A 22,664-nucleotide genomic window follows, 5' to 3' on the forward strand; every position below is an offset into this window, starting at 1 on the left:
GCCCGAATGTCTTTAGGTCCCGTCATGCTGGATGTCGTAGGAAAAGAATTAAGCGCCGACGATATCCGCCGTTTGCAACATCCGCTGGTGGGCGGGGTAATTCTGTTCGCGCGCAACTTTGAGAGCTGTGAGCAGCTTAAGGCGCTCACGGCGAGTATTCATGCCGTGCGTCAACCGCCCTTGCTAATTGCGGTGGATCATGAAGGTGGCCGTGTTCAGCGCTTTCGTGAAGGCTTTACCAAAATCCCGCCTATGCGTGAATTTGGGCATATTTGGGATAAGAACCCCCGCAAGGCAAAAGAGTTGGCGGTAGAGGCTGGGTATGTCCTGGGTGCTGAGTTACGTGCGCATGGCGTAGATTTTAGCTTTACGCCAGTGTTGGATATGGACTATGGCGATAGCCTGGTGATTGGTGACCGCGCATTTCACCGCGACCCGCAAGCGATTAACGAGTTGGCGTTCAGCCTGATGCAGGGCCTTAAAAAGGCCGGAATGGCCGCCGTGGGTAAACATTTTCCTGGTCACGGTTTTGTCGTCGCCGACTCACATGTCAGTATTCCGGTGGATGAGCGCGAGTTTGACCAGATTGCACAAAATGATATGCAACCATTTGTGCGCATGATAGACGAGGGCTTGCATGCGGTGATGCCCGCACATGTGATTTATCCCAAGGTGGATGATAAACCGGCCGGATTTTCGCCGCGCTGGTTGCAAAAAGTGCTGCGTGAGCGCTTGGGCTTTAATGGCGTGATTTTTAGTGATGACTTGAGCATGGAAGGCGCGACGGTTGCTGGCGATGTCACGGCGCGTACACTGGCGGCTTTGAACGCGGGTTGCGATATGGTGTTGTTATGTAACCGACCGGACTTGGCCGATGAGTTGTTGAGCAAGCTGGAATGGAAGATTTCTGCACAAAGTATTGCGCGCCTGGCACGTATGCATGGCGGCCATCATCCACACGATATGGTGGCATTGCGCGAATCTGCGGCCTATGTGGAAGCGGTGAAACGTGTGGCGATGGTCGGTCAAAAAGAGGCGGATTTGTTTGCTTGAGCCCGTGCGGTTGCGGTAAGCTAGTCTAATTGATGACAATCTAATCACGGCGAAATAATCGGTAGCAATTATGAAATGGATCATACTCGGCATTTTCCTGGCTTCGGTCAGTTATGTGCACTTCAGGGGCAAGGTGAGGCACCGCTTTTACCGGCAGGTGTTTGATCATTCTGGCATCGTCTCCCCCTTTAATGTTTTTTTATACCTGTTCTCTAAAGCGCCGACCACGCCTTATCTGCCAGTGAATGATTTTCCGGAACTGAAAGCCATCACCGACCGCTGGCAGGAAATCCGCGAAGAAGCTTTGTATGTGCGTGAGCAGGAGCGGATTGCTGCGGCCAAAACCAATAACGATGCCGGATTTAACTCATTCTTTAAAACCGGCTGGAAGCGTTTTTACCTCAAGTGGTATGACGCACATCATCCCTCGGCCAGTATTTATTGCCCGAAAACAGTCGCCTTGCTGCAAAGCATTCCCAGCGTCAAGGCCGCCATGTTTGCCGAGCTCCCACCCGGTGCGCATTTGCGTCCGCACCGTGACCCCTATGCCGGTTCTTTGCGCTTTCACCTTGGCTTGGCAACGCCCAATAATGATCAGTGTTTTATCCGTGTTGATGGCGAAGACTACAGTTGGCGCGATGGCCAGGCTGTCATGTTTGATGAAACCTATATTCATGAAGCTTACAACAAGACAGACGAAACACGCGTCATCCTGTTTTGCGACATTGAGCGTCCCATGCGCTACCGCTGGGCGCAAGCCGTGAACCGTTTTCTGGCCAACACTATCGTCACTGCCGCCAGCTCGCCAAACGAAGCAGGGGACCAGACCGGGGTCATTAACCGGCTGTTTCACTATGCCTGGGTGATTGGTCAATACCGCCGCCGTTTTAAAAAGTGGAATAAAAACGTTTATCAAATCACGCGTATCGTGTTGATCGCGTTGGTCATTTACGGGCTTTGGAAGCTGTAAAACCAGGCGTTTGTTCACACAAATGTCATGCAAAGCCTTGAAACTTTAGGTGTTTGCCATTATCTTAGCTACAGAAGCTGTTTTTAGTTTTAATTGTAAAGAGGAAATACACTATGTCAGATATGCAAGTTTTAGGTCGTGACGGTCAATTATCCGAAACGCAAAATCGCGTACTGCGCAATACATACGCCTTGCTGGGTTTGAGCATGGTGCCCACTGTAATTGGTGCCTATGTCGGCCTGCATATGAATTTTGGTTGGATGGCAGCTCACCCATTCATGTTTTTTATCGGTTTTATGGCCGTGATGTTCGGCATGTTCAAGCTGATTGCGGTTAATCAGAACAGTGGCGTAGGCGTATGGTTGTTGTTAGGCTTAACCTTCGTCTTTGGCGTGATGCTTGGCCCTATCCTGCAATTTGCATTACACCTGCGTAATGGTGCCGAGATTGTAGGCTTGGCTGCTGCCGGGACTGGGATCACTTTCTTAAGCTTGGCTGGCATTGGTTCTTCCCCAGCCCGTGACTTCAGCGGTATTGGCAAGTTCCTGATGATAGGCCTGATTCTGGCGATTGTCGCTGGTTTGGCTAATATGTACTTCCAAATTCCAGCCTTGTCATTGGCGATCTCTGGCGTCTCAGTACTGATTTTCTCCGGGTATATTCTGTATGACGTGAACCAGATTGTACGTGGCGGCCAGACTAACTATGTGATGGCAACATTGAATCTGTATCTGGATATTTACAACCTGTTTGTAAACCTGTTGAATATCTTGCTGGCTGTATTAGGCAACCGCGACTAAAAGCCAAATCGTTCCACCTTAAAAACCCGCCATTCGCATGGCGGGTTTTTTATTTGCATCAATTTAGTTCATGCGAAAAAAGAGTTTGTGATTGGTTGTTTTTAGCCAGCGTGGTTTATTTCAACCAATTTATATGGTTGTTAAAGTTTAATTATTATTTAAGTGTTTGATTTGATTTGAATAAAAGTTTCGTTTTATATGGATTGATTTTTGCATTGAAGACTCCTTGATGGAGGGGTGAAGTGCTAAACAATAAAATCAAATCAATCTTATTTCTAGCGTGTTATTCATGCGTAACAATCGCTGCTGATACTACTGAAGAATCTATAAGCAAGAAACCACAGGGCTCAGACTCTACAGCCACTATTGAGTTGGATGAGGTTGAAGTTAAGGCAAAGCGTAGGAGAATTATTACGCCATTACCTGGGGTGCCGATTGATAAAGCTACGGCAACGACAAACATTCAGAGTGCTACTGGTAAGGAAATTGCTGAATCTAAAGCGCTAAATGTTACAGAGTTCATGAATAATAATTTGCAATCGGTAACGACAAATGATTATGCCGGTAACCCTTTTCAGCAAGACCTCAATTTCCGTGGGTTTACTGCTTCGCCTCAGATTGGTACTCCTCAAGGAATTTCAGTTTACTTAGATGGCGTCAGAGTAAATGAGGCTTTTGGGGAGGTTGTGAATTGGGATTTGATACCGATGAATGCTATATCAAGCTTAAATCTCATTCCTGGATCAAATCCCCTTTTTGGACTTAACACCATTGGCGGTGCACTAGCAATACGGACAAAGGATGGGTTCTCGGATAATTATTTGCGTACTCAATATTTAACAGGCGCTTGGGGAAGAAATCAGTTTCAAATATCTAATGGGGTGAATAATGGTCAGTTTGGTTTCTTTACGGCTTACAATCATTTTGCAGAGGATGGTTGGCGAGATAATTCGCCAAGTAATGTTCGGCAATTATTTAATAAGGCAACGCTCAGATTTGATAAAGCTGAGTTTAATTTGACTGCATTAAATATAGATACCAATTTAGTCGGAAATGGCATGTTGCCATTTGAAATGGCAGAGCAAAATCGCAAACAGGTATTTACATCTCCAGATCAAGTACAAAATTCCCTAGAACATTACAATTTTAGTGGCAGTTGGTATGTGAATGATAATTTCACGCTTTCAGCGATGGCTTATAAAAGAAAGATGAGTCAGAGTGCGATTGGTGCCGATGTTTATGATGCTTATTCACGACTGGTGTCTGCCTGGGGGGATGATATTGATGGTGATGGGATTGTTGATGCTGGCAAAATTAATGGCTTATTCAATTACTCCAACTTAAAACAGGGGAGTGATGGTTTTAATCTACAGGCTGCTTTTGATTTAGATAAGCATCAAATTGTCGCAGGGATATCGCTAGATACGAATAAGGTAAGCTTTTTACAATCTCAACGATTAGGTGAGATTAATGATGCTGATCACGCAGTCACGGTAGTGACTGACCCGATTTTTGGAACCTTTGGTTTTTTTCCAGCATACATGACAATTGAGCGTAACAATCTAAAGGGTACTAGCAAGACTGAAAGTATTTATGCCTTTGATACATGGTCACCTACCGATAGTTTGCACATCAGTCTTGGCGCACGGATGAATTGGGCAAATGTAAAAAATACCCTTGTTTCAGACAGTGGAAAAGAGTTTTACAATTTTACAACTAACGATTTGCGTCCATCCAGACAAAAGTGTCTTGTTCAAGGAGATACTAGCCCTAATCGTGGACGCTTTATTTGTAGTGAAGGTGATTATGATTACAGAAGTTTTAATCCTTCATTAGGTATCACTTGGGAGGTTAAGGATAGCCTCTCAACTTACGCTAATGTCAGTCGTGGAGCAAGAACCCCAACGGTAATTGAGCTTGGTTGTGCAAATGACCCTACTAAAAGTAATGCACCTGGCAGTACAAACTATCAGTTCGGTTGTTCAATTCCAACCTCCCTGTCCTCCGATCCATATCTAAAACAAATTCGTTCTACAGCCTATGAGACTGGTTTTAGGGGGGAGACTGGCGGTTGGGATTGGAATGTTGGCTACTTCAGAACAGAAATTACAGATGATATTTTGTTTGTGCCACTTGGTCGAAAAAATCGAGGGGTCTTTAACAATTTTGGACGCACTTTAAGGGAGGGATTGGAGTTTGGAATCAAAGGGGACTTTGAGAAAGACAAGTTTAGTTTGAACTATACTTTAATGGCTGCCACATTTGAGTCCTCTGCCCGTATTATTAATGATGCCAACAGTACTAATGGACAGACTGTCGCGGCGAATGCAGCACAGGCATTTGTGGATGTTCATTCCGGAGATGAGATTCCGGGAATGCCAAATAATATTATTCAGGCTAGTTGGAATCATCGGTTTAGTGAGCGATTTGATGCAACATTGTCTATGGTTATGCATTCATCAGCTTATGTTCGTGGCAATGAAAACAATAAACATCAGCCTCGAGCGGCACTGCCAGGAGAGTTATACGATTATATTGGTGAGGGATCTACATCTGGATATGCGGTATTTAATTTAAGAGCAAACTATAAATTCCGTCCGGGTGTAAATGCATATCTAAAGTTCGATAATATTTTTGATCGAGAATATGCCACCGCTGGTGCACTTGGTAGAAATCCATTTAGCGCGTCAGGAAGTTTTCAAACAAATACAAGTCAATGGAACAATACTACTTTTATAGGGCCAGGAGCACCTAGAGCTATTTGGATTGGTGTTTCAATAGATTGGGACTGGAAGAATAAAACGTTCAAAGATTAGTTATATTCATCTTAACTGTTTCAGAGGCCATGATTAAAAATCATGGCTTTTTGTTTGGTGGCTATGAGCAACCATCAATGGTTGCTTTCAACCAGGTTGGAGCTGATGCCGGACCGTTGTTCAATTAAAACAATGCGGACTTGGTGTTGGTTTCTTGTTGACTATCTTATTTAAAACAATAGGTTATTTAGTTTTATCATATGAGTTGTGTGAGTAAATGAAAAGCAAAGAATGTTCTGGCACAGCATTTGCACATCAAATCTTACTGTAATAAGCCACTTTAAATTAGGCATATAAAGATTATCCCATTGGGAGCAGTGAAATTCACAGGCCATGAAATGCTGTGTGATGAAAAAATTAATGCTTTTTTAATTAGGAGAATATGGATGAAGTTGAAAACATTAATGCTCGCAACATTGATGACATTTGGTGTCAGCGCTGCGCATGCCGGTCAATTTGTTACCTTGACCAATGGTAACGGTACAAACTTGACTTTAGCTAACGGTGGATTGATTAACGGTGCAAACAGTTTAAATGCAGATAAATTCTACATTGAGAATTTATCAACCAGTACATATTTGGCAGGGTATGAGTATGGCTCAGATAATGGGACTATCGCTACAACGCTGAACTACAGAGCTTTTACTGGTGCAAACTCAACCTTTGGTACATTAACTTTGGTTGATTATAAAATTACTCAAAATGTTCCTCTGCTGCCAGGTGTGCCACAAGCGACTATATTTGACTATGTCTATCGTGATAGCGTTGACGGTAAATTGGTTTTTGGTACGCGGTACATGAACTTGGTTGATAACGATCAAGAGGTTAACTATTTATATCGTCAGGGTGCAGGCGGTAATGTTTCAACTTCTTGGACATTTTTGAGTGACTTCGACCTTCGTATGTATCAGGCTGGTCAAACAAATGACACAACTTATAACTCTTCAGTGCAATACGTAAACGGAGTTGTACGTCAGAAAGCTGACATTAGTGTATCTGAAGGCAATCCATGGTCTGGCTTGTATCTTGTGAAGTCTGATGCAGTTAATTACGCTCTAGGAAATAATGCAATTGGCTTCTATCAAGCGGGTGAAGAAGGTCAAGTTGTAGTCGGTAACTATATCAGTGGTTTCTTGGCAGCGCCTATCCCTGAGCCTGAAAACTATGCTTTGATGATGTTGGGCATGGGTGTTATTGCAGCCGCACGCCGTCACAAAAAACAAGCTAAATAATAAAAACTAAGTTCACTTTAAACTTGAAAAATATTTTTTAAATAAGGGCGGTAACTCCGCCCATTTCTTGAGGGGAATCTCTATGAAAAATGTAATTAAAACTTCTGTACTGGCTGCATTGTTGGCTGTATCAGCTCAAGCCTCTGCTAAAACTGCAATCTTTGATTTGAACTTTATTGCTACAAATAACTACGGCACAACTTCAAGCAGTGTAGGGTCCGTTACGATGACTGATTTGGCAGACTTGAACTTGGGTGACGGTGCCAGTGGCGTTCGCGTAACCGTGCGATTGAATAATCTGAGCCAATTTGCTTCTGGTAACACCGGTGCAGTTTGGATTTCATCTTACGAGATGAACTTTGCAGGTACAGATACTTTAGGGAATGATAATTACCGCAATGTGGCTGGTTTAGGTACAAACGATATTGAGTGGGAAGAAAATGGTTGCGTTAGCTACGGCACAAACTGTGGTACTCCTCAAAAAGGTTGGGGTGGTGCGACGGGGGATGCTGCTTGGGGACAAGAAATCAATTTTGCAACCAGCACTTTTACCAATGGTCAATTCTCAACGATTGATTATCTGAACGGTGGTGTTGCTGGCTACACAGGTTTCTCAGTGGATCAGTTTCTGGCTAATGCTGTAAGTAATAATGGCGACACTAATGCGCCTGATGCATATTTCTGGATTCGTATCCGTGGTAACACCGCTCAAAACGGTGGTGGTATGGCTTCAAGTGGCTACTGGGGTAATAGCATCACTAACAGTTCTGGTAATGGTTTGAACTACCGATTGAATGTGTTGGCTACAACTGCAACCGTTGTACCAGAAGCTGAAACATTCGCCATGATGATGGCAGGCTTGGGTCTGATTGGTGGCATCGTTCGCCGTCGCAAAGCTGTTTAATTTTAAGCTGTATCCGTTGTAAAACAAACCCGCCTTTGGCGGGTTTGTTGTTTTATATGGCTGTGATATGCGCTTGTGATCTGGTCGTTATCCATTTGATTTGGCTAAGCGACGCTGCCTGAAGAAATCACTTAATAACGCGCCACACTCATCAGCCAAGACGCCATGACTCACCTCACAGTGATGATTAAGTTTCTGCTCCGCCATCAAATTCACTACACTGCCGCAACAACCCGTTTTAGGGTCGCTGGCACCGTAGACCAGGCGGGCAATTCTGGCATGTTGTATGGCGCCGCTACACATGGCGCAGGGTTCTAGGGTGACGTACAAGGTGCAGCCAACCAGTCTGTAGTTACCTAAGTGCTGCGCGGCTTCACGCATGGCCTGGATTTCCGCATGCGCAGTGGGGTCATTGAGGCTGATGGGGGCGTTGCGGCCTTGGCCGATAATTTGGCCATCTTTGACTACAATGGCACCGACCGGGACCTCCCCCTGGCTCGCTGCTTCATTTGCCAGTGCGATGGCAATGCGCATAAATGCTTCGTCTTGCATGTTATCTAATACTATTCTTGTCGGCGAGTCTAATCAGGATGTACACCAGCCCCATGACAAATGCGCCGGCCAGCCAGATGGCGATTTCTTCATAAGTCGGTGTGGCATCTTGCACAGGGAGCACAATCAGTTTGCGCAAGAACATGACCAGCACCACCTCGACAAAGGTTTCTACCAGTAATTTATGGCCGCGCAGGTAGCGGATTTCTGCCGAGATGAGGGCAGAGATTGACCACAGCAGCATCAAGGTGCCCAAGGCGCGCAAAAAGCCATGAACCAGATTGTGTGCGTAAGCGGCTTCCTTCACGTCGAGGAAAAATAGCCAGGTAAACATCAGCACCGAAGTGGCCAGGGCGAGGCCAATAATAATATGTGCGAAGCCGTTGAGCCACAGCATGGCCTTAATGGCGATGCGATTCAGCGGTTCGAACTCTTCTGGGAGTTGTTCTTGTGACATGCAAAATCCAAATCAAAGTGACAACAAGGATGATAAATCATTTGCTGAGCAATTGCTCCAGCGGAATGTCGCAACAGGCTTTGAGCAGCCACTGCATAGCTTTGCCCATTTCGCTGGGACGCTGTTGCCGCCAGGCAATAAAGGTGGGAGCTACCGGCTTAGGTTCTGAAACTTGTTTTAGGACCAGCTGACCCTGTGCAGCGGCAGCCTGCGCCATAAATTTGGGCAGATATCCGATCGCGATGCCTGCCGTCTGTGCTTGTAATTTGGTTTGCATATCCGGCACGGTGAGCACATCTTGTCCAGAAAGGATGCCTGAGCTCCTGGGAGGTAAGTTGCGCGAACTGTCGGCTGCCGCTACTACGCGGTATTGCACAATATCACTTGCGCTGAGCGGTTCCGGCAGCTCTGCCAACGGATGATGGGGCGCTACTGAAAACACAAATTCCAGTTGGCCCAGTAAATGCGTCGCGAAACCGCCGCCAGGCGGTGCATCTCCAGGCGCGCCGATCGAAATATCTGCGCGGCCGGATTGCAAGGCATCCCAACTGCCACCATACACCTCGCGCAGGAGTTTTACACGCGTGCCAAAACCTTGTTGATAAAAGTCCTGCAGAAGATTGAGCACCGGGCTAAAGTCGAACAGATCGCTGATTGCAATCGCAATATCGGTTTCAATGCCGGTTGCAACACGTTGCACGCGCCGTTCCAGCGCATGCGCCGCGTCCAGCAAATAGCGGCCTTCTTTAAGCAATTCGGCCCCGGCTTCTGTGAGCGTGGCGCGGTGGCCGCTACGGTCAAACAGCTCCAGTCCCAAGTCTTCTTCCAACCTGCGTATGGTGTAGGTGAGCGCAGAAGGGACGCGGTACAGCGATTCTGCCGCGGCGGCAAAACTGCCTTTGCGGTCGATCGCATCTATGACTTCAAGGGCTTCGAGACTCAGTTTAATGGCCATGGCTAATAATTAAGAAAGCTTGAAAGAGATGGGAGGACGCATGATCATGCTGCTGCGAGTGGCTTCATCAAAAAATCTGAACAAGTGGTGCAAATAGTTTTGCTATCTAAAGATTAAGTGTTTTTTTATCATACATTTAAACTTTCAAATGGAGTGAATAAATGTTACATGTTCGCCCTTCAAATAGCCGTGGTTTTGCGAACCATGGCTGGCTAGAAAGCTTCCACAGCTTTTCTTTTGCCGGTTACTACGATCCAGCCCACATGGGCTATTCAGTGTTGCGTGTGATTAATGAAGACAAAGTTGCGCCGGATACCGGTTTTGGTATGCATGGTCACCAGGATATGGAAATTATTACCTACATGCTGGCAGGGGAGTTACGTCATACCGACAGTATGGGACATACGGCGGTGATCCGTGCTGGTGATGTCCAGCGCATGACTGCCGGGACGGGTGTGCGTCATAGCGAGATGAATGCCTCCTCACAAGCCACGGCACATTTTTTACAGATCTGGATTCTGCCTGATACACAAGGCCTGGCCCCGGATTATGAAGATAAAACAATTGCATTGGCTGACAAGCATAATCGTTGGGCCTTGGTAGCTTCTTCAGACGCCCGTGCAGGGTCATTAAAAGTACATCAGGATCTGTCATTGTATGCCACGGTACTGGCTGCAGAAGCCTCTTTGCCGATCACGGTCTCTGCCGGGCGTTGTGCTTACTTGCATATTGTCTCTGGCGCTGTGGTAGTAGATGGTCAGCCTTTGCAAGCCGGGGATGCGCTTAAAGTGGATGCGCCAGCAGCCCTCACCATGCAAGCCATGCAAGACAGCGAAATATTGTGGTTTGATCTGCCTGAAATGATCGAATAGTGTTTGTATTAATTTTTTTAAGGAGCTAGAAATGACGCAAGTTTCAATTGTTTATCACAGTGGGTATGGTCACACGGCTGAGCAGGCCAAAGCTGTGGCACGTGGCGCGCAAAAAGTCGAGGGTGTGACTGTCAATTTGCTGACTGTAGATGAAGCGCAGCAGCAGTGGGAGTTGCTCAAGGCCAGTGATGCCATTATCTTTGGCAGTCCTACCTATATGGGTTCGGCGTCTGGTCAATTTAAAACATTTATGGATGCCAGTTCCAAGGCCTGGTATACCCGCGACTGGAAAGACAAGATTGCCGCGGGCTTTACCACTTCTGCCAGCCAGAGTGGCGACAAGCTCAGCACCTTGATCCAGTTGGCTGTCTTTGCAGCACAGCATGGCATGATCTGGGTCGGGCAAGATTTGCTGCCAGGGAACAATAACAGCAATGGTTCAGTCAACGACTTAAACCGATTGGGCAGCTTTTTAGGCGCGATGGCGCAAGCGAATGCTGACCAAGGCCCGGATTTGGCGCCGATCCAAAGTGATTTGCTGACTGCCGAGCACCTGGGTGAACGCGTGGCCACGGTGGCGCAACGCTTTACTAAAGCGGCTTAACAAAAGCAGTATGACCACACACTTGCTATTCACAATCTAACAAGGAGAAAACAGTGAAAAAATTAATTCTGTCGCTAGGCTTGATGATGGCCACTCAGGCCTGGGCGGTGACTGATACCTACAATATCGATGGCACCCATAGCTTTGCCAATTTCAGTATTCGTCATGTCGTTTCTAAAACTTCAGGCACCTTTAATGATGTCAGTGGTGTCATTACACTGGATCCAACCAATTTGAACACAGCGACTGTGCATGCGGCCATCAATGTGAGCAGTGTGAATACCGGTTTTGGCAAGCGTGACGAGCATATCAAGGCGGATAAATATCTGGATGTTGGTAAGTACACCCAGATTTTGTTTGAAAGCACCAAGATCACTGCCAGCAACCAGACGCAGGCGGTGATGCAAGGTAAACTGACCATGCATGGTGTGACCAAAGTGGTCGATATTCCTGTGAAAGTGCTCGGTTATGGCGCTGACCCATGGGGTGGCCAGCGTGCTGGTTTCGAAGGCCATTTGACCATTAAAGCGTCTGATTATGGCTTTGGTTGGGCGACTGGCGCCAATGCGCCAGTGGGCGACGACATTGAAATCACCTTGTTGATTGAAGGTGTGAAAGCAAAATAATTTTAAATCCATGCGCGGACTTAGTGTCCGCGCAGTCTTTATTTATTAAAGCGATGAGGAGTGAGTATGGCATTGGATTTGTTTTCTCCGGGTAAGTTGGGCGGTATTGAGATCAAAAATCGCATGGCGATGGCCCCACTGACACGTAACCGTGCAGGCGAGGGTGGTGTGCCGCAGGCCATGAATGTGACCTATTATGAGCAACGGGCAACTGCAGGCTTGATTATTACCGAAGCAACGCCGATCTCACCCATGGCGCATGGTTATCCTGCGCTCCCAGGCATTTATACCGATGCACAAGTCGCTGGTTGGAAAAAAGTCACCGATGCGGTGCATGCCAAAGGCGGAAAAATCGTCATTCAGCTGTGGCATGTAGGCCGTATTTCACATCCTAGCCTGTTGCCAAACCAGGCGTTGCCAGTGGCGCCCTCCGCGGTTAAGCCAGCAGGCCAGGCCTTTACTTACCAAGGCTTGCAAGATTATGTGACTCCGCGAGCGCTTGAGGTTTCTGAGTTGCCTGGCATTGTTCAGGACTATGTCCATGCCACAAAATGTGCCATTGCGGCGGGTTTTGATGGCGTAGAGGTACATGCTGCCAATGGGTATCTGCTCGACCAGTTTTTGCGTGACGGCAGCAACCAGCGCCAAGATCAATACGGTGGTTCGGTAGAAAACCGTACGCGTTTGTTACTGGAAGTGGTGCAAGCCGTTGTCGATACCATAGGTGCGGATAAAGTGGGGGTGCGCTTGTCACCAGTGAACCCGTTTAATGATATGCAGGATAGCCAGGCGCAGCAAACGTTCAATCATGTGACGCAAGCCCTGAATCAATTTAAGCTGGCTTATTTGCATGTGGTAGAGGGCGGCATTCATGGCGGCGGTAAGTCTGAGCCATTTGATTTTGCGGCGATGCGTAAATTATTCAAAGGCGAATATATCGCAAACTTGAGCTATGACAAGGCGCGGGGTAATGCTGCAATTGCCAGTGGCCATGCGGATGCAGTGGCGTATGGTGTTCCGTTTATTGCAAACCCGGATTTGGTGGAGCGGTATGCTAAAGACGCGCCATTAAATGAAGCAGATTCCAAAACATTTTACGGTGGCACAGAACACGGTTACACCGATTATCCATTCCTGACTGCTTAATGTCTGGCGAGCATGCGCTGCTTTGGCAGGGCATGCTCGCGTCACTTGGCTACAGTAATGCTTGCCGCTAGTGATGTGCCAGCGTAAAATTTGCGCAACGCAAACTTTGCAGGCTACTCTGGCCTTTAGTATTGAATGCATATCACGAGTCAATCTCTGCGAGCTTAATTCTGCATGTCCAGCACTAGTATCGTTTCATCCCCCCCCAAACTTGTCGTTGCCAACTGGAAAATGCATGGCAGTCTCTTGCGCAACCAGCAGCTGATAGAGGCGTATTTGCAAGGATTACGCTCAATCACACGCGCAGAGGTGGTGGTATGTGTTCCTTATCCTTATTTGGCGCAAATGACTGACCTGTTGTCGGGAACTTCTGTCGCTTGGGGTGCACAAAATGTTGCCAAGTATGAGGAAGGTGCTTATACCGGTGAGGTGGGTGCGCAAATGCTCAAGGATTTTGGCGCGACACATGTAATTATTGGCCACTCCGAGCGCAGTACTGCCTATTGTGAGTCCGATGAAAACATTGCCGAAAAATTTATGATGGCAAAGCGCTATGGCTTAACCCCCATTTTGTGTGTGGGTGAAACGCTGTTGGAGCGTGAGGCAGGTGTGATGGAGCGTGTGGTTGGTAAGCAGTTGGAAACGATCATCCGCTTGTTTGGCGGTGAAGCGTTTGCTAACACGATTGTTTCGTATGAGCCGATCTGGGCAATTGGCACCGGATTGGCCGCCAGTTCTGAGCAAGCTGTCGCTATGCATGAGTTTATCCGGCACACGGTTGCCACCGCTGATAAAACGGCGGCGGGTACAGTAAAAATCCTCTACGGGGGCAGCGTAAACCCGCAAAATGCGGTACAATTGTTAAATCAGAAGGAAATTGATGGCGCGCTGGTCGGTCGTTGCTCGCTAGATGCAGAGCAATTTATAAAAATATGTCAGGCCGTCCCTGAAAACAGCGTCATCTAGATAGCGAAAGTGCCAAAAGCCGAATCGTTATTACTTAATGGATTAAAGAAATATGGAAAACGTCATTCTCGTCATTCATGTGCTGGCAGCTGCTGCCGTGATTGGCCTGGTCTTATTGCAGCATGGTAAAGGCGCCGATATGGGCGCCGCATTTGGAAGTGGTGCCTCCGGCAGTCTGTTCGGGGTATCAGGTTCTTCTAATTTGCTTAGCAAGCTGACATCGATTTTTATTTCAGTGTTTTTTGCAACTAGCTTGACGCTGGCTTTTATATCCAGCCACAAAGCAGGTTCTGGCAGTGTAGTGAAAGCTACAGTGACACAACAGGCTCCGGCCAAAGGTGAAGCGGCGGAAGCTGCTAAGCCGGTTGAAAATACACCCAAAGATATTCCTAACTAAACATTGGCCGTCGTGGTGAAATTGGTAGACACGCTATCTTGAGGGGGTAGTGACGAAAGTCGTGCGAGTTCGAGTCTCGCCGACGGCACCAGCTCAAGTTGTTTGCGGCTTGACTCTGGCAGGGAATAGATGGTTTGGGAGTGTTTTGATGGGCGGCTAGCTGCATTGAAATAACTTGTTAACATGATCGATTAAGGCAAATCAGTGTTAGAGAACTATTTCCCGATTTTGATGTTTATCCTGGTGGGGCTGGGCGTAGGCCTGGGTCCGTTACTTGCAGGTAAAATTCTCTCTCCGCACAAACCTGATGCGGAAAAAAACTCCCCATACGAATGTGGCTTTGAAGCCTTTGAAGATGCGCGCATGAAGTTCGATGTGCGCTACTACTTAGTCGCTATTCTATTTATTCTATTTGATCTCGAAATTGCGTTTCTTTTTCCGTGGGCCGTAGTGATTCAAGAAATTGGATCTGCCGGCTTCTGGGCAATGATGGTGTTTTTGTTTGTGTTGGTGGTCGGCTTCATCTTTGAATGGATGAAGGGCGCCCTTGAATGGGATTAATGCAAAATGAGCATTGAAGGCGTATTAGAAAAAGGCTTTGTTACCACCACGCTGGATACGGTGATTAATTACACCCGTACTGGTTCATTGTGGCCTATGACATTCGGTTTGGCTTGCTGTGCGGTTGAAATGATGCATGCCGGCGCTTCCCGGTATGACTTGGACCGTTTCGGGATTGTGTTCCGCCCGAGTCCGCGTCAGTCTGATGTGATGATTGTGGCCGGTACGCTGGTGAATAAAATGGCGCCTGCGCTACGCAAGGTCTATGACCAAATGGCAGAGCCGCGCTGGGTGATTTCTATGGGCAGCTGTGCCAATGGTGGTGGTTACTACCATTATTCCTATGCGGTAGTGCGTGGCTGTGACCGTATTGTGCCAGTGGATGTTTATGTGCCTGGCTGTCCACCCACTGCAGAGGCTTTGCTATACGGCATTATCCAGTTGCAAAAGAAAATCAAGCGTACCAATACGATTGCCAGAACCTGATGGTGACGCGCACTGACAACACATTAAGCCCTAGAAATTAACTATGTCTGCAAAACTCGAACATTTGTCCGCACAGCTCAAGTTAGCCTTGGGTGAGGGTGTGGTCAGGCTGGAGCAACAACTGGGTGAACTCACGGTTGAGGTCCACGTGAAACACCTGCTGGCTGTGGCTGAAAAATTGAAAACCCATGCTGAGCTCAAGTTTGAGCAATTGATTGATTTGTGTGGTGTGGACTATCTGGACTACGGTGATGGCCGTTGGGAGGGTCAGCGCTTTGCGGTGGTTCTACATCTGTTGTCTGTCAGCTTGAACCAACGCGTCCGTATCCGTGCGTTTGCTGCCGATGATGACTTCCCTGTATTTCCTACCCTGGTGGATATCTGGCCAGTGGCTAACTGGTTCGAGCGTGAAGCGTTTGACTTATACGGCATCATGTTTGAAAACCACCCAGACTTACGCCGCCTGCTGACAGATTATGGTTTTGTTGGTCATCCTTTCCGTAAAGATTTCCCCATGATTGGTAACGTTGAAATGCGTTATGACCCTGTACAGCAGCGTGTGATCTATCAGCCGGTCTCTGTCGAGTTGCGGAATAATGTGCCGCGAGTTATTCGTGATGAAGGTGCGCACCATGGCTGAAATTAAGAACTACACAATGAACTTCGGCCCGCAGCACCCGGCGGCGCACGGGGTATTACGCCTGGTGCTTGAGTTGGATGGTGAAGTGATCCAGCGTGCGGACCCGCATATTGGTTTGCTGCACAGGGCCACGGAAAAGCTAGCTGAAAACCGCACTTATCTGCAAAGCGTGCCGTATATGGACCGCCTGGACTATGTGTCCATGATGGCCAATGAACATGCCTATGTGATGGCGATTGAAAAGATGCTGGGCATAGATGTCCCCGTGCGTGCCCAATATATCCGTGTCATGTTCGACGAAATCACCCGTATCCTCAACCACTTGCTGTGGCTGGGGGCGCATGCGTTGGACGTGGGCGCGATGACGGTGTTCCTGTACGCTTTCCGAGAGCGTGAAGATTTGTTTGATGTGTACGAAGCGGTCTCCGGCGCGCGTATGCATGCGGCCTATTACCGTCCAGGTGGCGTCTATCGTGACCTGCCGGAAAAAATGCCGCAGCATGAGACCACCAAATTCCGTAGCGCAGAAGAAATCAAGAAGCTCAATGAAAACCGCCAGGGCTCCATGCTTGATTTCATTGAAGATTTCACTAACCGTTTCCCGACCTATGTCGACGAATATGAAACCCTGCTGACAGATAACCGTATCTGGAAACAGCGTACGGTAGGGATTGGTGTGGTGACCCCTGAGCGTGCACTGGCACTGGGCCTGACAGGCGCCATGCTGCGTGGTTCTGGTATCGCCTGGGATTTGCGCAAGAAGCAGCCCTATGAAGTCTACGACAAAATGGACTTTGATATCCCGATTGGTGTGAATGGTGACTGTTATGACCGTTATCTGGTGCGCGTAGAAGAAATGCGCCAGTCCAACCGCATTATCAAGCAATGTATAGACTGGTTACGTAAGAACCCAGGCCCGGTCATCACCGATGATAACAAAATTGCGCCGCCTAACCGCGAAGGCATGAAAACCAATATGGAAGACTTGATTCACCACTTCAAGTTGTTTACTGAGGGTTTCCATGTGCCAGCGGGGGAGGCGTATGCTGCGGTCGAGCATCCTAAAGGCGAGTTTGGTATCTACATGGTTTCAGACGGCGCCAACAAGCCTTACCGCCTGAAAATCCGTGCGCCGGGCTTTGCGCATTTGGCCGCATTGGATGAAATGACCAGAGGTCACATGATTGCTGACTTGGTCGCGATTATTGGTACACAAGACATTGTGTTCGGTGAAATCGACAGATAAGCAGAACGCAACTACGGAATGAAGCGATAGCACGGATCGAAAAGACAAGGTACAAGCATGCTCAGTGCAGAATCCATTGAAAAGATTGAATACGAACTGTCCAAATACCCTCAAGACAGACGTCAGGCCGCGGTGATGTCCGCGTTGCGCATTGTACAAATGGAGCGCGGCTGGTTATCCAAGGAAAGTATTTCTGAAGTAGCCAAATATCTGCGCATTCCCGAAATTGCAGCACTTGAAGTTGCGACTTTTTATAACATGTACGATCTGGAGCCTGTTGGGGAGTACAAAATTACCATCTGTACCAACATCTCTTGTATGTTGCGTGGTTCAGATGAAATTGTTGAGCATCTGCAACACAAGCTGGGTGTCGGCTTTAACGAAGTGACTCCCGATGGCAAATTCTGCCTCAAAGAAGGTGAATGCATGGGCTGCTGTGGTGGTGCGCCTTTGTTGCATGTGAATAATAGTGAAATGCATGAATTTCTGACCACTGAAAAGGTGGATGCCCTGATTAACGAGCTAAACAAGGGCTAAGGGACTGGACATGGCAAAGACTTCAAACATGACTGTGAACAGCAAATCGGTGGTTAAAACGGATTTAGCTGGTCAAACGCTGGTGACATTGCGCACCTTGACTGAAGAAAACCCTGCTTCTTTGGCGACTTATGAGAAATTAGGCGGCTATGTTCAACTCAAGCGCCTGGTTACTGAAAAGGTGAAAGCGCCAGAGATTATCAGCCAGGTGAAAGTATCCAATCTGCGTGGCCGTGGTGGTGCTGGCTTCCCGACTGGGCTCAAGTGGAGCTTTATGCCGCGTTATTACGATGGCACTAAATACCTCGTTTGCAACACCGATGAAGGCGAGCCAGGCACATTTAAAGACCGCGATATCATCCGCTACAACCCGCACCAGTTGATCGAAGGCATGGCAATTGCGGCTTATACCTTGGGCGCACGCGTCGGTTATAACTATATCCACGGCGAAATCTGGCAGGATTACGAAATTTTTGAAGCCGCACTGGCTGAGGCCCGTGAAGCTGGCTATCTGGGTGAAAACCTGTTTGGTACCGAATTCAGTTTTGACCTCTATGCGGTGCATGGCTACGGTGCTTATATCTGTGGTGAGGAAACTGCACTGATTGAGTCTATTGAGGGTAAAAAAGGTCAGCCACGTTTTAAACCACCGTTCCCCGCCAGTTATGGCGTCTTTGGCAAACCAACCAATGTGAACAACACTGAAAGCTATGCGTCTATCCCATGGATCATGCAGCATGGCGGCCAGGCGTTTGCTGATCTCGGTGTGCCTAACTCCGGTGGCAGTAAGTTGTTCTCGGTATCTGGTCATGTCGAAAAACCAGGCAACTACGAAATCAAAATGGGCACGCCATTTAAAGAACTGCTGGAAATGGCGGGCGGCGTCTGGAAAGGACGCAAGCTAAAAGCCGTGATTCCTGGAGGCCCTTCCACAGCAGTCATGCCAGCGAGTGCGATTGAAAATGCCACCATGGACTATGATGGCCTGAGCAAAGCCGGTTCCAGCCTGGGTGCAGGCTCCATGATTGTCATGGACGAAACCACCTGCATGGTGAAAACCCTCAAACGCTTGAGTTATTTCTTCTATGAGGAAAGCTGTGGTCAATGTACGCCTTGCCGCGAAGGGACCGGTTGGGTGTATCGCATCATTGAGCGTATTGTTGACGGCAAAGGCAAGATGGAAGATCTCGACTTGCTGACAGATTTAAGTAATAACATTTCTGGCCGAACCATCTGTGCTTTGGGCGATGCTGCAGCCACTCCGGTACTGAGTTTCATCAAGCACTTCCGCCCCGAATTTGAATACTACATCCAACATGGTAAATCCATGGTTGACGGTAAATAAACGGTTTTAAGCTTAACGGTAATCACATGCTAAACATCGAAATTGACGGCAAACCACTAGAAGTCGAACATGGCAGCACCATCATTGATGCTGCGGATGCCGCAGGGATCGCCATCCCGCGTTTTTGCTACCACAAAAAGCTATCGGTGGCCGCCAACTGTCGCATGTGCCTGGTTCAGGTAGAAAAATTCAATAAACCGCTGCCTGCTTGTGCAACACCGGTGGCGGATGGCATGAAGATTTACACACGTAGTAAGTCAGCCGTCGAAGCCCAGCAGAGTGTGATGGAATTTCTGCTGATTAACCATCCGCTGGATTGCCCGATTTGCGACCAGGGGGGCGAATGTGACTTGCAGGATATCGCGGTCGCTTACGGCGCTTCAGGCTCCCGTTATACCGAAGAAAAACGCGTGGTATTCAACAAAAATATCGGCCCGTTGGTGAGCACCGATATGACCCGTTGTATCCAGTGTACGCGTTGTGTGCGCTTCCTTAAAGAGGTTGGCGGCATGCAGGAGCTGGGCTTGGTGAACCGGGGCGAGCATGCCGAGATTACGGCCTATGTAGACCAATCTGTAAACTCCGAACTGAGTGGCAACATTATTGATTTGTGCCCAGTAGGCGCATTGACCAGCAAGCCTTTCCGTTACTCCGCCCGTAGCTGGGAACTGGTACGTCGTCCTTCCATTGCGCCGCATGACGGCCTGGGTTCGCATATTGAAGTGCATGTCAAAGACAATAAAGTCATGCGCGTGTTGCCGCGTGAGAAAGAGTCGATTAACGAGTGCTGGCTGTCTGACCGTGACCGTTTTTCTTATGAAGGCCTGAATAGCCCTGACCGTTTGAAAGTGCCTATGATTAAGCACAACGGCCAATGGCAGGAGACCGACTGGAAAACCGCCATTGAATTTGCAGCGGGTCAGCTTAAAGACATTACCAAACAATATGGCGGCGATGCCTTAGGTGTGCTGGTTTCACCCAATAGCACCATGGAAGAAGGCTACCTGGTCAAGCAATTGGCGGATGGCTTGGGTTGCGGCAACGTGGATTACCGCCTGCGCCAGACAGACTTCCGCCTGGATGGTAAGCGCACCGGCACACCATGGATGGGCTGTAATATTCAGGAAATCGAAGAGCTGGACCGCATCCTGCTGATTGGTTCCAATATCCGCAACGAGCATCCCTTGTTAGCACAACGTATCCGTAAGGCTGTGTCTAACGGAGCGGAGTTGTGCATTGTCAGCCCGCTCGATAATGATCCGTTGATGGACATTGCGCACAAGGTGATTGTACGTCCAAATGACATGGTCAATGTACTGGGTCAGATTCTCAAGGCGATGTCTGGGTTGCAAAAACTGTCTTTGTGCTTGCCACCGACATTGAACAAACTGCTAGAAGAAATCCAGGTCCGCCCAAATACACAGAAAATTGCCGAATGTCTGGCTGGTATCAGCGAAGAGCTGATCCTGATTGCCCCTAAGGTAGGTATTTTCCTGGGCAATATGGCTTTGAGCGACCCACGGTTTACTGAAATGTACAGTATGGCTGAAGCGATTGGCGGGATTACGGGCGCTAAAGGCGGCATTTTGCCGCCAGCCGCAAACAGTACCGGTATGCACCTCATGGGTGTGATGCCATCAGCGACTGGCATGCATGCACGCGCCATGTTAGAGGTGCCACGCAAGGCTTACCTGTTATTGAATATTGAGCCAGAACTGGACTGCCAGCATGCGGCCTTGGCCAGTACAGCCATGGCGACAGCCGAATGTGTGATTGCATTGACTGCTTACAAGTCACCAGCGCTTGAAAATGCAGACATCCTGTTGCCCATTACGCCTTTTACTGAGTCATCGGGTACGTTCATGAGTATGGAAGGCAGGGTACAAAGCTTCCAGGCGGTGACACGCCCCTTAGGCGAAGCCCGCCCAGGCTGGAAAGTCTTGCGCGTACTCGCCAACACGCTGGACTTGCCAGGCTTTGAATACAACAGCACCGATGAAGTGAAAAATGCAATCTTTAATGGAGAAAAACCTTCTTCTGTGGTCTGGCGCAGTCTCAATAACAACCTTAAAGAGCTGGTAGAAATTCAGGTCAATATCAAGAAGGAGGGCTTGCAGCGGATTGGTGAAGTGCCGCAATATGAGTCCGATCCGATTGTTCGCCGTTCTGCGCCTTTACAAAAAACCAAATACAACATCCGTCCGATGGCGCGTATGCGCGCTGAGCAATTAGCAGAGTTAGGCTTGCAGGATGGGGATATCGTTGTTGCCCGTCAGGATAAAGGCAGTGCCATCCTTAAAGCCCGCCTGGATAACCATGTAGCCAAAGGCTGTGTGCGTGTGGCCGCTGCCCATCCGCTGACTGCTGGTTTGGGTGATCTGATGGGGGATATCACGATTGAAAAAGCGTCTGCCGAACAAGTGGCAATTTACGAAAAACAACTGACCGAGATGGCATAACATGCAATTCTTTGCTGAATTATTTGGTTCCTACTGGACAGACGTACAACTGGTCGTGTGGACCCTGATCAAGATTGTGGCCATTGTGTTGCCACTGATGATTGGTGTGGCCTACTTAACGCTGGCAGAGCGTAAAGTGATCGGCTATATGCAGGTACGTATTGGCCCTAACCGTGTGGGTTATTTTGGTTTGTTACAGCCGCTGGCTGATGGTCTGAAGCTGCTGTTTAAAGAAATTATCCTGCCCACAGCTTCTAACAAAGCATTGTTCTTTATCGGGCCTGTCCTGGCGATTGCGCCAGCGTTTGCCGCTTGGGCGGTAGTGCCTTTTGATGCCACTTTGGTCTTGGCGAATGTTGATGCAGGATTACTGTACATCCTTGCCATGACTTCTGTTGCGGTCTATGGGGTAATTATTGCGGGTTGGGCGTCTAACTCAAAATACGCGTTTCTGGGTTCGTTGCGCTCTGCTGCACAGATTGTGTCTTATGAAATTGCCATGGGGTTTACGCTGGTCGGCGTGCTCATGTGCGCCAACTCGCTCAACCTGGGCAAGATTGTCATGGGGCAGGAGGGCGGTTTCTGGCATTGGTATTTCCTGCCATTGTTCCCGCTGTTTGTCGTGTATTTCATCAGTGCTGTGGCTGAAACCAACCGCGCGCCGTTTGACGTGGCCGAGGGTGAGTCCGAGATCGTGGCGGGTTTTCACGTCGAGTATTCAGGGATGGCATTTGCGGTGTTCTTCCTGGCCGAATATGCCAACATGATGCTGGTGTCTATGCTGGCTGCCTTGATGTTCCTGGGTGGCTGGTTATCCCCAGTTCCTTTCCTGCCGGATAGTATCTTGTGGCTGCTGGCAAAGGTCGCTTTCCTGTTGTTCCTGTTCCTGTGGTTCCGTGCCACGTTCCCGCGTTACCGTTATGACCAGATCATGCGCCTGGGCTGGAAAGTATTTATTCCCATCACGCTTGTTTGGATTATTGTGGTTGGTGGCATGATGCAAACCCAGTGGGCTTATTTGTTCCACTAAGCAGGAATGC

Annotated in this window: 23 protein-coding genes and 1 tRNA gene; 21 read left to right on the forward strand and 3 right to left on the reverse strand. The window is 48.3% G+C overall.

What is annotated here, in order from left to right; all coding sequences use genetic code 11:
- The first annotated feature begins 6 nt into the window (after positions 1-6).
- The 6 genes from nagZ to ACIDF8_RS03990 all read left to right on the forward strand — a co-directional run bounded on the left by nagZ (position 7) and on the right by ACIDF8_RS03990 (position 7,775).
- The gene (gene nagZ, locus ACIDF8_RS03965) at positions 7-1,053 is read left to right on the forward strand and encodes a beta-N-acetylhexosaminidase (protein WP_412009297.1); all 1,047 of its coding nucleotides are present in this window, start codon (positions 7-9) and stop codon (positions 1,051-1,053) included.
- Between the two features lie 70 nt (positions 1,054-1,123).
- On the forward strand, positions 1,124-2,023 hold the full coding sequence (lpxO, locus tag ACIDF8_RS03970; protein WP_412009298.1) for a lipid A hydroxylase LpxO: 900 nt from the start codon (positions 1,124-1,126) through the stop codon (positions 2,021-2,023).
- A 113-nt stretch (positions 2,024-2,136) separates the two neighbouring features.
- Positions 2,137-2,823: a Bax inhibitor-1/YccA family protein gene (locus tag ACIDF8_RS03975; RefSeq protein ID WP_412009299.1), complete on the forward strand. Its 687-nt coding sequence runs from the start codon at positions 2,137-2,139 to the stop codon at positions 2,821-2,823.
- 242 nt (positions 2,824-3,065) lie between these two features.
- The gene (locus ACIDF8_RS03980; protein WP_412009300.1) at positions 3,066-5,639 is read left to right on the forward strand and encodes a TonB-dependent receptor; all 2,574 of its coding nucleotides are present in this window, start codon (positions 3,066-3,068) and stop codon (positions 5,637-5,639) included.
- A 317-nt stretch (positions 5,640-5,956) separates the two neighbouring features.
- Positions 5,957-6,871 carry a PEP-CTERM sorting domain-containing protein gene (locus ACIDF8_RS03985; protein ID WP_412009301.1) on the forward strand — a complete coding sequence of 305 codons (915 nt, stop codon included), beginning with the start codon at positions 5,957-5,959 and terminating at the stop codon, positions 6,869-6,871.
- Between the two features lie 82 nt (positions 6,872-6,953).
- Positions 6,954-7,775 (forward strand): PEP-CTERM sorting domain-containing protein, encoded by an 822-nt coding sequence (locus ACIDF8_RS03990; RefSeq protein ID WP_412009302.1) that lies wholly within the window; start codon positions 6,954-6,956, stop codon positions 7,773-7,775.
- 87 nt (positions 7,776-7,862) lie between these two features.
- Here ACIDF8_RS03990 and tadA read toward each other — a convergent pair whose 3' ends face one another.
- Genes tadA through ACIDF8_RS04005 form a run of 3 tightly spaced genes read right to left on the reverse strand, consistent with a single transcriptional unit; the run spans position 7,863 to position 9,739 of the window.
- Complete coding sequence (gene tadA, locus ACIDF8_RS03995) at positions 7,863-8,327, reverse strand: tRNA adenosine(34) deaminase TadA (RefSeq protein ID WP_412009303.1); 465 nt, start codon at positions 8,325-8,327, stop codon at positions 7,863-7,865.
- 1 nt (position 8,328) lies between these two features.
- Positions 8,329-8,784, reverse strand: a complete 456-nt coding sequence (locus ACIDF8_RS04000) for a phosphate-starvation-inducible PsiE family protein (protein WP_412009304.1) — start codon at positions 8,782-8,784, stop codon at positions 8,329-8,331.
- 37 nt (positions 8,785-8,821) lie between these two features.
- Entirely contained in the window at positions 8,822-9,739 is a 918-nt protein-coding gene (locus tag ACIDF8_RS04005) for a LysR family transcriptional regulator (protein ID WP_412009305.1), read from the reverse strand.
- A gap of 161 nt (positions 9,740-9,900) precedes the next feature.
- On the opposite strand from ACIDF8_RS04005, the gene ACIDF8_RS04010 reads away from it, so the two are divergent.
- From ACIDF8_RS04010 to nuoH, 15 genes are all read left to right on the forward strand, one after another.
- Positions 9,901-10,611 carry a pirin family protein gene (locus tag ACIDF8_RS04010; protein ID WP_412009306.1) on the forward strand — a complete coding sequence of 237 codons (711 nt, stop codon included), beginning with the start codon at positions 9,901-9,903 and terminating at the stop codon, positions 10,609-10,611.
- 31 nt (positions 10,612-10,642) lie between these two features.
- Entirely contained in the window at positions 10,643-11,215 is a 573-nt protein-coding gene (locus ACIDF8_RS04015) for a flavodoxin family protein (protein WP_412009307.1), read from the forward strand.
- Positions 11,216-11,268: 53 nt separating this feature from the next.
- Positions 11,269-11,841, forward strand: a complete 573-nt coding sequence (locus ACIDF8_RS04020) for a YceI family protein (RefSeq protein WP_412009308.1) — start codon at positions 11,269-11,271, stop codon at positions 11,839-11,841.
- A gap of 66 nt (positions 11,842-11,907) precedes the next feature.
- Positions 11,908-12,987: an alkene reductase gene (locus ACIDF8_RS04025; protein ID WP_412009309.1), complete on the forward strand. Its 1,080-nt coding sequence runs from the start codon at positions 11,908-11,910 to the stop codon at positions 12,985-12,987.
- Positions 12,988-13,161: 174 nt separating this feature from the next.
- Positions 13,162-13,953 carry a triose-phosphate isomerase gene (tpiA, locus tag ACIDF8_RS04030; protein WP_412009310.1) on the forward strand — a complete coding sequence of 264 codons (792 nt, stop codon included), beginning with the start codon at positions 13,162-13,164 and terminating at the stop codon, positions 13,951-13,953.
- Positions 13,954-14,005: 52 nt separating this feature from the next.
- On the forward strand, positions 14,006-14,350 hold the full coding sequence (secG, locus tag ACIDF8_RS04035) for a preprotein translocase subunit SecG (protein WP_412009311.1): 345 nt from the start codon (positions 14,006-14,008) through the stop codon (positions 14,348-14,350).
- A 6-nt stretch (positions 14,351-14,356) separates the two neighbouring features.
- A tRNA-Leu gene (locus ACIDF8_RS04040) sits at positions 14,357-14,441 on the forward strand.
- Between the two features lie 140 nt (positions 14,442-14,581).
- Entirely contained in the window at positions 14,582-14,911 is a 330-nt protein-coding gene (gene ndhC, locus ACIDF8_RS04045) for an NADH-quinone oxidoreductase subunit A (protein ID WP_036307833.1), read from the forward strand.
- Between the two features lie 6 nt (positions 14,912-14,917).
- Positions 14,918-15,397, forward strand: a complete 480-nt coding sequence (locus ACIDF8_RS04050) for a NuoB/complex I 20 kDa subunit family protein (RefSeq protein WP_018985714.1) — start codon at positions 14,918-14,920, stop codon at positions 15,395-15,397.
- A 43-nt stretch (positions 15,398-15,440) separates the two neighbouring features.
- A complete protein-coding gene (locus tag ACIDF8_RS04055; RefSeq protein WP_412009312.1) occupies positions 15,441-16,037 on the forward strand; it encodes an NADH-quinone oxidoreductase subunit C in 597 nt (198 codons plus the stop codon).
- Positions 16,030-17,283, forward strand: coding sequence for an NADH-quinone oxidoreductase subunit D (locus ACIDF8_RS04060; RefSeq protein ID WP_412009313.1), 1,254 nt, complete (start codon positions 16,030-16,032; stop codon positions 17,281-17,283). The genes ACIDF8_RS04055 and ACIDF8_RS04060 overlap by 8 nt, the downstream gene beginning before the upstream one ends.
- Positions 17,284-17,340: 57 nt before the next feature.
- Positions 17,341-17,820, forward strand: coding sequence for an NADH-quinone oxidoreductase subunit NuoE (gene nuoE / locus ACIDF8_RS04065; protein WP_287032018.1), 480 nt, complete (start codon positions 17,341-17,343; stop codon positions 17,818-17,820).
- A gap of 10 nt (positions 17,821-17,830) precedes the next feature.
- Entirely contained in the window at positions 17,831-19,165 is a 1,335-nt protein-coding gene (gene nuoF / locus ACIDF8_RS04070) for an NADH-quinone oxidoreductase subunit NuoF (RefSeq protein ID WP_412009314.1), read from the forward strand.
- Positions 19,166-19,191: 26 nt separating this feature from the next.
- The gene (gene nuoG, locus ACIDF8_RS04075) at positions 19,192-21,624 is read left to right on the forward strand and encodes an NADH-quinone oxidoreductase subunit NuoG (protein ID WP_412009315.1); all 2,433 of its coding nucleotides are present in this window, start codon (positions 19,192-19,194) and stop codon (positions 21,622-21,624) included.
- A gap of 1 nt (position 21,625) precedes the next feature.
- Positions 21,626-22,654, forward strand: a complete 1,029-nt coding sequence (gene nuoH, locus ACIDF8_RS04080) for an NADH-quinone oxidoreductase subunit NuoH (protein WP_412009316.1) — start codon at positions 21,626-21,628, stop codon at positions 22,652-22,654.
- The last annotated feature ends 10 nt before the right edge of the window (positions 22,655-22,664 follow it).

Origin of the sequence: Methylophilus sp. 3sh_L (assembly GCF_046766015.1) — a bacterium.
In the GTDB taxonomy this organism is placed as follows: Bacteria; Pseudomonadota; Gammaproteobacteria; order Burkholderiales; family Methylophilaceae; genus Methylophilus.